This is a genomic window from Bradyrhizobium sp., assembly GCF_049581145.1.
In the GTDB taxonomy this organism is placed as follows: Bacteria; Pseudomonadota; Alphaproteobacteria; order Rhizobiales; family Xanthobacteraceae; genus Bradyrhizobium.
This window is the reverse complement of record NZ_JBAURI010001226.1, coordinates 1-13,120: the sequence shown is the minus strand read 5'-3', so window position 1 is coordinate 13,120 and position 13,120 is coordinate 1. Positions and strand designations below refer to the sequence as shown.

The 13,120-nt window shown below is 64.6% G+C and carries 11 protein-coding genes; 7 read left to right on the top strand and 4 right to left on the bottom strand.

Annotated features, from left to right (window positions below; translation table 11 throughout):
• The 3 genes from WCB02_RS39100 to WCB02_RS39090 all read left to right on the top strand — a co-directional run.
• On the top strand, window positions 1–767 hold a 767-nt coding region (locus WCB02_RS39100), incomplete at its 5' end, for an ABC transporter substrate-binding protein (RefSeq protein ID WP_423967658.1).
• 75 nt (window positions 768–842) lie between these two features.
• Window positions 843–1,295, top strand: a complete 453-nt coding sequence (locus WCB02_RS39095; protein ID WP_423967655.1) for a cupin domain-containing protein — start codon at window positions 843–845, stop codon at window positions 1,293–1,295.
• 155 nt (window positions 1,296–1,450) lie between these two features.
• Window positions 1,451–1,840: an endonuclease domain-containing protein gene (locus WCB02_RS39090; RefSeq protein WP_423967653.1), complete on the top strand. Its 390-nt coding sequence runs from the start codon at window positions 1,451–1,453 to the stop codon at window positions 1,838–1,840.
• 255 nt (window positions 1,841–2,095) lie between these two features.
• Here the strand turns inward: WCB02_RS39090 and WCB02_RS39085 are convergent, their stop codons facing one another.
• The 4 genes from WCB02_RS39085 to WCB02_RS39070 all read right to left on the bottom strand — a co-directional run bounded on the left by WCB02_RS39085 (window position 2,096) and on the right by WCB02_RS39070 (window position 7,930).
• Window positions 2,096–3,340, bottom strand: a complete 1,245-nt coding sequence (locus tag WCB02_RS39085; protein WP_423967651.1) for a flavin-dependent oxidoreductase — start codon at window positions 3,338–3,340, stop codon at window positions 2,096–2,098.
• A 127-nt stretch (window positions 3,341–3,467) separates the two neighbouring features.
• The gene (locus WCB02_RS39080) at window positions 3,468–5,819 is read right to left on the bottom strand and encodes a bifunctional salicylyl-CoA 5-hydroxylase/oxidoreductase (protein WP_423967649.1); all 2,352 of its coding nucleotides are present in this window, start codon (window positions 5,817–5,819) and stop codon (window positions 3,468–3,470) included.
• 474 nt (window positions 5,820–6,293) lie between these two features.
• Window positions 6,294–7,130, bottom strand: a complete 837-nt coding sequence (locus tag WCB02_RS39075) for an enoyl-CoA hydratase family protein (RefSeq protein ID WP_423967647.1) — start codon at window positions 7,128–7,130, stop codon at window positions 6,294–6,296.
• A gap of 38 nt (window positions 7,131–7,168) precedes the next feature.
• Window positions 7,169–7,930, bottom strand: coding sequence for an SDR family NAD(P)-dependent oxidoreductase (locus WCB02_RS39070; protein ID WP_423967644.1), 762 nt, complete (start codon window positions 7,928–7,930; stop codon window positions 7,169–7,171).
• Between the two features lie 132 nt (window positions 7,931–8,062).
• On the opposite strand from WCB02_RS39070, the gene WCB02_RS39065 reads away from it, so the two are divergent.
• From WCB02_RS39065 to WCB02_RS39050, 4 genes are all read left to right on the top strand, one after another.
• Window positions 8,063–8,869 carry an alpha/beta fold hydrolase gene (locus WCB02_RS39065; RefSeq protein ID WP_423967660.1) on the top strand — a complete coding sequence of 269 codons (807 nt, stop codon included), beginning with the start codon at window positions 8,063–8,065 and terminating at the stop codon, window positions 8,867–8,869.
• A gap of 304 nt (window positions 8,870–9,173) precedes the next feature.
• Window positions 9,174–10,463, top strand: a complete 1,290-nt coding sequence (locus WCB02_RS39060) for an acyl-CoA dehydrogenase family protein (protein ID WP_423967641.1) — start codon at window positions 9,174–9,176, stop codon at window positions 10,461–10,463.
• A 3-nt stretch (window positions 10,464–10,466) separates the two neighbouring features.
• Window positions 10,467–11,999: a class I adenylate-forming enzyme family protein gene (locus WCB02_RS39055; protein WP_423967639.1), complete on the top strand. Its 1,533-nt coding sequence runs from the start codon at window positions 10,467–10,469 to the stop codon at window positions 11,997–11,999.
• On the top strand, window positions 11,996–13,090 hold the full coding sequence (locus tag WCB02_RS39050) for an NAD/NADP octopine/nopaline dehydrogenase family protein (RefSeq protein ID WP_423967637.1): 1,095 nt from the start codon (window positions 11,996–11,998) through the stop codon (window positions 13,088–13,090). Before WCB02_RS39055 ends, WCB02_RS39050 begins: the two co-directional genes overlap by 4 nt.
• Window positions 13,091–13,120: the final 30 nt, after the last annotated feature.

Here is a 13,120-nt window from a genome sequence, read left to right as displayed (position 1 = left end):
GTAGGAGGTCACATAGCTACCAGAACGATCAGGTTCACGAGATCCTGGGCAAGGTCGCCCAGGATCGCGGCTACAAGCGCGTCTATCTCCTGATGCCGAACTATCAGGCCGGCCGGGATGCGGTCGCCGGCTTCAAGCTCGATTACAAGGGCGAGATCGTTGAAGAATCCTATGTCCCGCTTGGCACGCTCGACTTTCAGCCTGAGCTCACCAAGATCGCCTCGGAGAAACCCGATGCCATCTTCACCTTCATGCCCGGCGGAATGGGCGTCAACCTGGTGAAGCAGTACAAGCAGGCCGGCCTGGCCGACAGCATTCCGGTGCTGTCCGCCTTCACGGTCGATGAATCGACCCTGCCGGCGCAGCAGGACGCCGCAACCGGCATGTTCGGCGGCGCGGACTGGGCGCCCAATCTCGACAATCCGCAGAACAAGAAGTTCGTCGCGAGCTATGAGGCCGCCTACAATGCCGTGCCCGGCAGCTATGCCATGCAGGCCTATGACGCCGGCCTGCTGATCGACAGCGCGGTGAAAGCGGTCAAGGGCGATCTCAGCAACAAGGATGCGGTGACGGCGGCCCTGAAGAAGGCTGATTTCACCTCGCTGCGCGGAGGCTTCAAGTTCAACACGAATGGCTATCCGATCCAGGACTTCTATTTGACTGAGGTCGCCAAGCGCCCGGACGGCAAATTCCAGACCGAAATCGTCCAGAAAGTGTTCGAGAACTACGGCGACCGCTACGCCAAGGATTGCAAGCCGGGCAATTGAGCAAGGCATTTTGCACGAGATCGACCCTGCTGGCGTCAAGACACGACGCCGAACCCAAGACAAGGAAACGAGGCCATGAAAACCGAGATTGCCGGAATCACGCGGGCCAATGAAGGCATTCAGGGAATCAGCTGGAACATTCTCGGCCAGACCTATGTGCCGAAGAGCCGCACCGACCACAGCTTTTCATGGCACGCGACATTTCCGCCCGGAACGTTCGTGCCGCCCCATATCCATCCCGATCAGGACGAATATCTCTACATCCTGGAGGGCCGGCTCGAATTCATGCTCGACGGCGCCGAGGAATTCGCGACACCGGGCGATACGGTACGCCTGCCGATGGGCAAGCCGCACGGCATCTTCAACAAGTCGGAACAACTCGCCAAGACGCTGTTCTGGGTCTCTCCGACCCGCAGGCTTTACGACCTGTTCTGGGCCATCCACAACATGAAGCAGCAGAATCCCGACGACGTGGTCAAGCTCGCCGCCGAGCACAACATCCACTTCCTGCCGCCGCCTCCGGCGTAGCGGCAAATGATCGGATGCACGCCACTTACCCTCCCCTGCAGGGGGAGGGTCGCCCGCGCAGCGGGCGGGGAGGGGTAACCTCGCGAGCGAGAGGCCCATGGTCTCAGCATCCATCCGCCGGACAGCAAGGAAACTCCGCGCCAACACAACGCCGCATGAGCGGATTATGGCGCGCCTTGAAAGGATTGCCGTTGGACGGCACCCATTTCAGGCGTCAGGCGCCGATCGGGCTCTATGTTGTCGACTTCTTGTGTCCGGCTGCGCATCTGATCATTGAACTCGACGGTGGACATCACACCGAGCAGGACACCGTTCAAAGCGATCGGGACAGGCAGCTTTGGCTCGAGCAGGAGGGATATCGCGTCGTTCGGTTCTGGAATTCCGAGATCGCAAGCAATCTGAATGCGGTGCTCGAACGCATCTACGTGGAATTATATGGTTCGCGTGAGGCCAGCGTCGGACCTTTCAAACACTTCCGTCGTGGAAAGACTGTCACCCCTCCCCGCCCGCTTCGCGGGCGACCCTCCCCCTCCAGGGGAGGGTAAGTGGAGCGCTGCGAATTGATCGGTTTCGCAACAGCTCTACTGATCCTACACATTCTGGTCGCTTTGGACCGTCTCCTGGAGATTGCTCCGTCCTTGCAACATTCAGCGTCATTGCGAGGAGCGCTTGCGACGAAACAATCCAGCTTTCTTTCTGTGGCGAGATGGATTTCTTCCGCCTTCACCAAGGCTTGAAGTCGCTGCGCTCGCAATGACGGGAGGACGGCTTCGCCGAACTTGGGCAAACGGGTATGGCCGTCAGGTCAGACGCGCCACCACGCGGGCCGCGAAGCCTGCGCGCGCGGCATAGCCGCGCACGATCGCCTCGCGCGCCTCATAATTGAGGACGCTGTCGACATCGGTAAAGCCTTCCGGCGCGAGCTGCTCGACGGCGTCGATGACGCCTTCCGGGCCACCGCGGCGGTTCGACGCGACGATCTCCGCGGTCATCGGCAGGCGCTGGCGCTCATAGGCCATCAAGGCCTGGCGGGGATGCTCCGCGCGGGCCAGCGCGTCAGCCAGGGCCCGCGCGTCGAGGATCGCCTGGGACGCGCCATTCGATCCCACCGGATACATCGGATGCGCGGCATCGCCGAGCAGCGTGACGCGGCCACTCGACCAGTACGGCAGAGGATCGCGATCGCAGCAGGGATATTCCCAGAACTCAGGCGTGGCGCGGACCAGGCTGGCGAAGTCGACCTGCGGGATGAAGAAGCCCGTGACATGCGGCATCAGTTCGTCAGGCCGGCCGAGCCGCGACCAGTCTTCGCGGCGCGCCGGCGGCGCGGTGCCGTCGCCGAGGCGCACCAGCACCGCCCAATTGGTCAGCCGGCTTGCGGGGCTCGAGCCTAAGGCGATCGGATAGACCACGGCCTTGGCGTTCAGGCCGCCCGCAATGATCATCGATTGTCCGCTCAGGAACACCGGCCAGTCGGCCGCGCCGCGCCACAGCATCAGGCCGTTCCAGCACGGCGGACCTTCCTCGGGAAACAGCGTTTCCCGCACCTTGGAATGGATGCCGTCGGCGCCGATCAGGATATCGCCGCGCGCGGTGTGCACATGGGCGCCGCTGCGATCGAAGAAATAGGCGCTCACTCCGCCCTCATCCTGGGTGAACGAACCGAGCCGGCAACCGGTCCGGATGGCGTCTGCGCCCAGCCGTTCGACCACGGCCTGCTGGATGACGCCCTGCAGGCGGCCGCGATGAATCGAGAATTGCGGCACGTCATGGCCGGCATCGAGCCCGCGCTTTTCGTGCCAGACCTGCTGGCCATGCCGGGTCAGATAAAACAGCTCGAAGGTACGGATCGCGACCTCGTCGAGGCGGTCCAACAGGCCGATGCCGGCGAGCTCGCGGATCGCATGCGGCAGCGTGTTGATGCCGACGCCGAGCTCGCGGATCGAGTCCGCCTGCTCGAACAGTTCACAGTCGATGCCGCGGGCCCGTAACATCAGCGCCGCGGTCAGGCCGCCGATCCCCCCACCGACGATAATCGCCTTCATCGCCGTACTCCACTCGCCAGCTACAGACTATTGTTTGGGCATGTTCTCTTCGGACAACGCTGCCCCACCCGCTATCCAAATCTGGGGCCGGTCTTTTCCGGATCACGCGGTAGCGTGGCACAAGCCGTCATTCAGCGGCAAGCGGCTTTGTCGCCTCGGCCTTCAGCTCGGCCCGGGTCTTGGGCTTAGCCTTAATTTTCAGGTCCTCGAAGTCCTGGCGGTCGCGCACGCTGTTGCGGAAAATCTGCTCCTTTCCGGGCAGATATTGCGGCGGACAGAACACGCTCTCGGCGCCATACCAGGCCGCGGCCTTCAGCGTGAACGACGGATCAACCAGATGCGGGCGCCCCAACGCCACCAGATCGGCACGGCCCGCGGCCAGGATGGTGTTGACCTGATCGGCGGTCGTGATGTTGCCGACGCACATGGTGGCGACGCGGGCTTCGTTCCTGACCTGATCGGAAAACGGCGTCTGGAACATGCGGCCATAGACCGGCTGCGCGTCGCGCACGGTCTGGCCGGTCGAGACGTCGACCAGGTCGACCCCGGCTTCCGCAAAACCGCGCGCGATCTCGACCGCGTCATCGCCGGTGATGCCGCCCTCGGCCCAGTCGGTCGCGGAAATCCGCACCGACATCGGCTTGCGCGCCGGCCAGGCCTCGCGCATGGCCGAAAACACCTCGAGCGGAAAGCGCAGCCGGTTCTCGAGCGAGCCGCCATAGGCGTCGGTGCGCAGGTTGGTCAGCGGCGAGATGAAGCTCGCGAGCAGATAGCCGTGGGCGCAATGCAACTCCAGCATATCGAAGCCGCAGCGCTCGCCGCGCTCGGCCGCGGCAACGAACGCGGCCTTCACCGCGTCCATCGCCGCGCGGTCCATTTCGCGCGGCACCTGACTGTCGGGAAAATAGGGGATGGGCGAGGCCGAGACGACGTCCCAGCCGCCCTGCTCCAGCGGCCGATCGATGCCGTCCCACATCAATTTGGTCGCGCCCTTGCGGCCGGCATGGCCGAGCTGCAATGCGAATTTCGCGGCCGAATTGGCGTGCACGAAATCGACGATGCGGCGCCAAGCGGCCTCCTGCGCGTCGTTCCACAGCCCGGCACAGCCCGGCGTGATGCGGGCATCGCGGCCGACACAGGTCATTTCGGTGAAGATCAACCCGGCACCGCCAATGGCGCGCGATCCGTAATGCACCAGATGAAAATCGCCGGGCATGCCCTCCTTCGCCGAATACATGCACATCGGCGACACCACCGCGCGATTGGTCACCACCATCTCGCGTAACCGCAGCGGCTGGAACATCGGTGCAACAGGCTTCTGGACGTCGACATCGAACCCTCGTCCGCGAACCTGGCGGGCAAAAGCCTTGTCGACCTCGGCGACGAAGTCCGGCGCCCGCAAGGTCAGATTGTCGTAGGTGATCGCCTTCGACCGCGTCATCACGCCGAAAGCGAACTGCACGGGATCGAAATCCCAGAACCGATCGACATGCTCGAACCAGACCAGCGAGACGTCGGCGGCGTGCTGGGTCTTCTCGACCTCCTCGCGGCGGCCGTGCTCGTAGCGGTCGAGCGCCGCGGCAAGTGTCGGCGCCTGCTGCATGGCGTCCGCCAGCGCAATCGCGTCTTCCATCGCCAGCTTGGTGCCCGAGCCGATCGAGAAATGCGCGGTCGCCTTGGCGTCTCCGAGCAGCACCATGTTGTCCTTGACCCAGCGCTTGCTGCGGATCATCGGAAAATTGCGCCACATCGAGCGGTTGGTGAGCAACTGGTGGCCGTCCAGGAACCAGCCGAAAATCCCGGCCATGCGGTCGGCGGATTGCCTTTCATTCAGCCCGGTGAGGCCGGCGCGCGCAAAGGTCTCGGGATCGGTCTCGAAGATCCAGGTCGAGCGGCCCGCTTCGTATTGATAGGCATGCGCGATGAACGGCCCCCACTCGGTCTCCTGAAAGATGAAGGTGAAGGCGTCGAGCGCCCGGGTCGAGCCCATCCATGCGAACATGTTGGCGCGAAGATCGATCTCAGGCTGGAAGTGTTCGATATATTTGTCGCGGAACCGGCTGTTGATGCCGTCGGCAAGCACGACCAGATCGGCATCGGCGAAGCGGGACTCGTCGTCGACGTCGGTCTCGAAATGCAGGATCACGCCGAGTTCGCGGGCCCGCTCCTGCAGGATCATCAGCAAGATTCGGCGCGAGCAGCCGCAGAAGCCGTTGCCGCCGACCCGGTGCACCGTGCCGCGAAAATGCACGGCGATGTCGTCCCAATAGGCGAATTCCTGCGTGATGCGGCGATAGCTCGGCGGATCATATATCTCGAAATTGTCCAGCGTGGCGTCGGAAAACACCACGCCGAAGCCGAAGGTGTCGTCGGCGCGATTGCGCTCGTAGACGGTGATGTCGGCGTTCGGCCGCTGTTTCCTGAGCAGGATCGCCGCATACAGGCCCGCCGGGCCGCCGCCGATGATCGCGATCTTCATTGAAGCGCTCCGAGCAGGTATCGGGACGGCAATTATTTTAAACCTAAAATATCTCCTGACAAGCCCCCTTGACCGCCCTCCAGGGCAGCGTAAGTGAAGCGCATCGGAAGAGTTTGCAGCAAGCCGTGATCTGACCCTCCCTGGAGGGGACCCTCACGGTGCCCTCACCGTCATGGCCGGGCTTGTCCCGGCCATCCACGTCTTTCTCTCCGGCAGCACCGCAAGTTCGTGGATGCCCGGGACAAGCCCGGGCATGACGGCGGAGTGTGCGGAAGCACTGTTTCGTTCATGTCGTATCGCCCGTGTCGCCATGAATCGCGTTGGCTGATAGCCACCGTGCCGAAGTTTGAAACCGGAAGCGAAAGATGTCGCAGACTCTCTTACCCTCCCCTGGAGGGTCCTGGAGGGGAAGGGTGAGTGGAGGAATCCGAGAGTTTGCAGCAAGCTGTGATCTGAATCGGGGCGCCGAACAGTTCAGTTGCCCCCGAAAACCGGTTTGGCCTTGTTGGAAAACGCCTCGAAGGCGCGGGCAAAGTCGGCGGTGGTCATGCACAGCGCCTGGGCGACGGCTTCCGCCTCGATCGCCTCCTCGACCGACATCGCCCATTCCATCGCCAGCATCCGCTTGGTCATGGTGTTGGCGAAGGTCGGCCCCTCCGTGACCTGCCGGGCCAGCGCCTGCGCCTCCGGCAGCACCTGCTCCGGCGCGACCAGGCGGCTGAAGAAGCCCCAGCGCTCGCCCTCCTCGGCGGTCATGAAGCGGCCGGTATAGAGCAGCTCGGAGGCGCGCGACTGCCCGATGATGCGGGGCAGGATCGCGCAGGCGCCCATGTCGCAGCCGGCGAGCCCCACTTTGTTGAACAGGAAGGCGACCTTGGCGCCGGTCGCCGCCAGCCGCATGTCGGAGGCCATCGCGATGATCGCGCCGGCGCCGGCGCAGATGCCCGCGACTGCCGCCACGATCGGCTGCGGACAGGCCCGCATCGCCTTGACGAGATCGCCGGTCATGCGGGTGAAGGCCGTCAACCCCTTGGTATCCATCTTGACCAGCGGGCCGATGATCTCGAACACGTCGCCACCGGAGGAGAAATTGCCGCCGGCGCCGGTCACGACCACCGTCTTGACCGCGTCGTCGAACGCGCAGGCGCGGAAAAAATCCGTCAGCTCGCGGTAGCTTTCGAAGGTCAGGGGATTTTTCCGCTCGGGACGATTGAGCGTCACCGTCGCGATGCCATCCGCCACGGCGAGCAGGAAATGCTCTGGCGCATAATCCGCCAACGGCAGGGTGACGGGATTGGCCGGTCTGCTCATGGGATCTCCCTTGGTCGTATCCGCTTCTTGATGGCAGCTCAGACTTCGCCGCCCGCCACCGCGATGGCCTGTCCGGTGATCGCGCTTGCGCCCTCGCCGCACAGCCACAGCACGGTATCAGCGACTTCCGCGGGGGTCACCAGTCGGCCTTGCGGATTGTGCCTGGCGAACTCGGCGATCGCCTGCGCGCGGCTGCGGCCGGTCTTGGCCATGATGGTATCGATGCTGCCGGCGACGAGTTCGGTATCGGTGAACCCTGGACACACCGCGTTGACGGTCACCCGCGTGGCAGCAAGCTCGAGGGCGAGCGAACGAACCAGGCCAACGACCGCGTGTTTTGCAGCGCTATAGGCGCTGACATAGGCATAGCCCTTGAGGCCCGCGGTGGACGCGACCGCGACGATACGTCCATAAGGACGCCCCTTCATCCCGGGTAGCACCGCCTGGATCGCGTGAACCACGCCCATGAAATTCACATCCATCATCCGACGAAACAGCGCGGCGTCGGATTTCGCGAACGGTGCCGATTCCGCGGTGCCGGCATTGGCGATCAGGATATCGATCGGCTGCCGTGCCGCGGCCTCGGCGATCGCTGCATCGAGCGCGGGCTGATCCGCGACATCGGCCACCGCGGCAAAATGCGCAGCACCAGTGGCAACCGCATCATCCAGCATCCCACGATGGCGGCCGAGCACGGTGACGGTCGCACCTGCGCGGCCCAGCTCAGAGGCAATCGCCCGACCGATACCGCGGCCGCCGCCAGTGACCAGCGCATGCGGGGAATGCGGCAGTCCGGACATGCGCGGCCCCCGAATGAATGTTTTCGATGTCTTGCGTATATTTTAAACTTCAAGCTTTTGCAAGAAAGCGAACGGCCTGTTAGCATCGCAGCGTGCAACAGATCGGAGGCCCGCGTGCCCGCATCCCGGCTCATGACGACCAAGGTGACAACGAAGGATGGCCGCTTCAGCTATGAGGCGGCCGGCGATCCCGCGCTGACGCCGCTGGTCTTCCTGCATGGCATCGGCGGCGCGGCCCGGGCGTGGCGCGGCCAGCTCGAGGCCTTCGGCGATCGTTTTCACGCAATGGCCTGGGATATGCCGGGCTATGGCGGCTCGGCGCCGCTGGCTGCCGTCAGCATGGCCACGCTTGCCGGCGCGTTGGAAGATTTTTTGCGCGAGACAGGCGCGGCCAGGCCGGTTCTTGTCGGGCATTCCATCGGCGGGATGATCGTGCAGCAGTGGCTGCTGACGAATCCCGGTACCGCGGCAGCCGTGGTGCTGGCGCAGACCAGCCCGGCCTTCGGCAAGGCGGACGGCGACTGGCAGAAATCCTTCATCGAAGCCCGGCTTGGACCGCTCGATCGCGGCGAGACCATGGCGTCATTGGCGCCGACATTGGTGAACGAACTGGTCGGCGATGATCCCGACGCGGATGGGATGGCGCTCGCCCGCGAATGCATGGCCAGCGTACCCGAAGCCAGCTATCGCGCCAGCATGCTGGCACTCTTGGGCTTCGATCAACGCCAGGCGCTGAAAGACATCAGGGTGCCGACCCTGGTGCTGTCGGGATCGAAAGACAACAACGCGCCGGCGCCGATGATGGCCAAAATGGCAAGCTATATTCCGTCCGCAACCTATGTCGAACTGGACGGCGCGGGTCATCTGGTCAATCTCGAACGTCCCAAAATCTTCAACGCCGCCTTGGATCAATTCCTCACTGGACGAGCGATTCCATGAAGGTTGCCATGTGCACGCTTGATCTCTCTGCGTACGGGGCTGTCGGATTCAGACATCTCCTCCGCCGTCATTCCGGGGCGCGCTCTTGCGCGAGCCCGGAATCCATAACCATCAGGAGTTGTGTTGGACACGCGCTGCCGCGCCTGCCGAAATACCTGTGGTTATGGATTCCGGGCCTGCACTCCGACAGGCTATCGCCGGCCGGAGTGCATCCCGGAATGACGAACGATGGGTCAACTCCCATAGGATCGGTTTCATCGAATCGCTGTGCTAGCAGCGCGGCTGCAACGGAAGTCACCGCATCATGACAGTGCAAGTCAGCAAAAGCGCCACCGGCACCGGCAACATCGCCCTCGATGCGCCAATCTTCGATCCCACGGCGTTCCGGCTCAACGACGAACAGGCCGCGATCTTCGCGCGGGCGCGCGAGCTCGGCCAGACCGTGTTCGCAGGCCGGGCCGCGGCCTATGACCGCGAAGCGACATTTCCGATCGAGAATTACCGGGACCTGCATCGCGCGGGCCTGCTCGGCATCGCCATCGCCAAGACGCATGGCGGGCTCGGCGCCGATTACCAGACCTACGCGCTCGCCGCCGCCGAGATCGGCCGCTATTGCGGTGCCACCGCGCTGACCTGGAACATGCATGTCTGCTCGACACTGTGGTCGGGGCCGCTGGCCGATGATCTTGATATGGATGCGGCCACCCGCGCCGAGCATGAGCGCCGCCGCGCCATCCACTACAGGCGCATTATCGACGACGGCGCGATCTATTCGCAGCCCTTCTCGGAAGGCGGCGCGGCCGCGGCCGGCGGGGTCGCCTTCGGCACCGAGGCGAAACCCGTCAAGGGCGGCTGGATCGTCAACGGCAAGAAGATCTTTGCCTCGCTGTCGGGCCACGCCGATTATTACGGCGTGCTCTGCACCGAGATCGCGGAAGGCGAGAAGGCCTCGCGCCGCAACACGCTCTATCTCGCCATCCCGGCCAAGGCCGAAGGCGTTTCGGTCGTCGGCGACTGGGATCCGCTGGGCATGCGCGGGACCGTCTCGCGCACGCTATTGTTCAAGGACGTCTTCGTGGAAGAAGATGCGGCGCTGATGCCGCGCGGGGTGTATTTCCAGGCAGCGCAGCGCTGGCCGCACATGTTCCTGACGCTGTCGCCGACCTATATGGGTCTCGCGCAGGCGTCTTATGATTTCACCGTGCGCTACCTGCGCGGCGAAGTGCCGGGAACGCCACCGGTGAAGCGCCGGATGTATCCGACCAAGCAGATCGCGGTGGCGCAGATGCAGATCAAGCTCGAGCAGATCAAGGCGATCTGGTTTCAGGCGGTCACCGAGGCCCGCGCCAATCCGAGCAAGGAGCAGGTGCTGCGCGCCTATGCCGCGCAATATTCCGTCATGGAAGGCGCCAATGAGCTCGCGACGCTGGCGATCCGCACCTGCGGCGGACAGGCGATGCTGAAATCGCTGCCGCTGGAGCGGATCTACCGCGACAGCCGCTGCGGCTCGCTGATGCTGCCATGGACCGCCGAGCTCTGTCTCGACCGCATCGGGCGCGAAGCGCTGTATGAGTCAGGCGAGACGGACGACTGACCAGTGGACCTCTGCAGCCTGATCGAACGCAACGCGGCCTTTGCCCCCGGCAAATCAGCGACGATTTTCAACGGCGAGGTGCTGAGCTATGCCGCGTTCAACGCCCGGATTGAGCAGACCGCGCGCGCGCTGAAGGCCGAGCTCGGCGTCGGCCGTGGCGACCGCATCGCCCTCCTCAGCCTGAACCGGCCGGACTACCTGGTGCTGCTCTATGCCTGCGCGCGGCTTGGCGCGATGCTGGTGCCGCTGAACTGGCGGCTTGCGGTCGCCGAGCAGATCTTCATCCTGTCGGACGCCGCCGCCAAGGTGCTGGTGCTCGAGCAGGCCTTCGCCGGCCTGCTTCCGGCCCTGGAGAAAGCCCTGCCCGACACCGCCATCGTCGGGCTCGACTTCACACCTCCGCCCGGCGCCGGCTTCGATACGCTGCTGGCGCAGGCCCGCGGCGACGGCCGCAACCCGCACACCGACCTGTCCTGCCCGCTCCTGATCGTCTACACCTCGGGGACGACCGGCCGGCCCAAGGGCGCCGTGCTCCGTCAGGAGGCACTGTTGTGGAACGGCATCATGAGCCAGCACATGCATGGCCTCACCTCCGACGATCATGTATTGACCGTTCTGCCGTTCTTTCATGTCGGCGGCCTCAATATCCAGACCACGCCGGCGCTGCATCATGGCGCCACCGTCACCATCCATGCGCGCTTCACGCCGGATGCGACGCTTGACGCCATCGCGCGCGATCGGCCGACCCTGACTGTGCTGGTGCCGGCGACCATTCAGGCGGTGACCGATCATCCCGGCTGGGCGACCGCCGACTTGTCCTCGTTGAAAGCGATCGCGACGGGATCGACGACCGTGCCGCAGCATCTGATCGACCGTGTCGTGGCGCGCGGCGTGCCGGTGCTGCAGGTCTACGGCTCGACCGAAACCTGCCCGATCGCGGTCTATACAAGGCTCGGCGGCGATCTGTCGCGCGAGGGCTCGACCGGTCTTCCCGGCCTGTGCTGCGAGGCCGAGATCATCGATGATGCCGGCACCGAGCTGCCGCCGGGGACGCTGGGCGAGATCGCCGTGCGCGGCCCATCCGTGTTCTACGAATATTGGGGCAATGAGACCGCGACCCGCGAAGCCCTGCATGACGGCTGGTATCGCACCGGCGACCTCGGCCATCGCGACACGTGCGGCTATTTCTGGGTGCACGACCGCAAGAAGAACCTGATCATTTCCGGCGGCGAAAACATCTATGCGGCCGAGGTCGAACGCGTGCTGATCGAGCATCCCGATGTCGCCGCATGCGGCGTGATCGGCCGCGCCGACCAGCGTTGGGACGAAGTCCCGGTCGCCTATGTGGTCAGGCGATCGGGCAGTACCGTCAATGTAGAGGAATTGAAAGCGCATGTGCAATCGCAACTGGCCCGCTTCAAGGTGCCGCGCGACATCGTCTTCGTCGACGATCTGCCGCGGACGGCGCTGGGCAAGGTGCAGCATTTCATGCTGAAGCTGCGCGACGCGGCGTCCGAGCCGGGAGACGCCTCGTGAAGATCGCGGTTTTGGGCGGCGGCAACGGTTCGTTCGCGGCCGCAGGCGATTTTGCGCTGCAGGGCCATGATATCAGGCTGTGGCGGCGCGATGCCGGTCTCGTGGCGACACACCAGGCGGCGGGCTCGCGCATCATCGTCAAGGACGCCAACGGGCGCCACGAGGTGAAGCTTGCGCTGGTCACGACTGACATCGCCGAAGCGGCGCGGGAAGCCGAGTTGATCCTCTGCCCGGCGCCGGCTTTTGCGCAAGGCGACATCGCCAAAACGCTCGCGCCGCATTTGCGCGACGGACAGGTCGTGTTTCTGCCGCCGGCGACCTTCGGCACGATGATCTTTGCCATGGCGGCACGCGACGCCGGCAATCGCGCCAGGGTCAGTTTTGCGGAAACCGGCACGCTGCCATGGCTGGCGCGCAAGCACGCCCCGTTCGAGGTTGCGATTACGATCCGCGCCAGGCGGCTACCGGTCGGGGTGTTTCCGCTGGAGACGGCCGGCCACGCGCTCGACGTGATCGGGCAGGCCTTCCCGGGCGTGATCGAGCCGTGCGGCGATGCGCTGTCGGGCGCGCTGATGAACGCCGGCCCGATCATCCATCCGCCGCTGATCGTGATGAATGCCGGCCCGATCGAACATTTCGAGCGCTGGGACATTCACAAGGAAGGCACCCAGGCCTCGATCCGTCGCGTCACCGACGCGCTCGACGCCGAGCGGATCGCGCTGCGCGAAGCGCTCGGCTATGGACCGCCGCATTTTCCGTTGGCCCATCACTACGCCCGCGAGGGCGAGATCTGGATGTACGGCCGCGGCTCGCACGACCGCCTGACCGATTCCGGCGACTGGCGCGAACGGATCGTGCTGACCGAGCATCGTTACATGCGGGAGGATCTGCGGCTCGGCCTGTCGTTGCTGGTCTCGGTCGCCGAGCTCGCCGGCACCGCAACGCCGCTGGCCAGGGCCTTTCTCACCATCGGCGGCACGATCTGCAGCGATGATTTCATGACGAGCGGCCGGACGCTCGCAAGTCTTGGCCTGGGCGGGCTCAATCTTGCCGAATTACAGACGCTGCTCGGCCGAGGGTATAACGTGTAGGATTGTAGAGCGGTCAGATCGGACGGACCC

Bases quoted from the DNA above. Each gene is read 5' to 3' on its own strand.
- WCB02_RS39065 (WP_423967660.1), top strand. From the start codon at position 8,063: ATGACGACCAAGGTGACAACGAAGGATGGCCGCTTCAGCTATGAGGCG.
- WCB02_RS39085 (WP_423967651.1), bottom strand. From the start codon at position 3,340: ATGAAGGCGATTATCGTCGGTGGGGGGATCGGCGGCCTGACCGCGGCG.
- WCB02_RS39070 (WP_423967644.1), bottom strand. From the start codon at position 7,930: ATGTCCGGACTGCCGCATTCCCCGCATGCGCTGGTCACTGGCGGCGGC.
- WCB02_RS39075 (WP_423967647.1), bottom strand. From the start codon at position 7,130: ATGAGCAGACCGGCCAATCCCGTCACCCTGCCGTTGGCGGATTATGCG.
- WCB02_RS39090 (WP_423967653.1), top strand. From the start codon at position 1,451: ATGAGCGGATTATGGCGCGCCTTGAAAGGATTGCCGTTGGACGGCACC.
- WCB02_RS39095 (WP_423967655.1), top strand. From the start codon at position 843: ATGAAAACCGAGATTGCCGGAATCACGCGGGCCAATGAAGGCATTCAG.
- WCB02_RS39060 (WP_423967641.1), top strand. From the start codon at position 9,174: ATGACAGTGCAAGTCAGCAAAAGCGCCACCGGCACCGGCAACATCGCC.
- WCB02_RS39080 (WP_423967649.1), bottom strand. From the start codon at position 5,819: ATGAAGATCGCGATCATCGGCGGCGGCCCGGCGGGCCTGTATGCGGCG.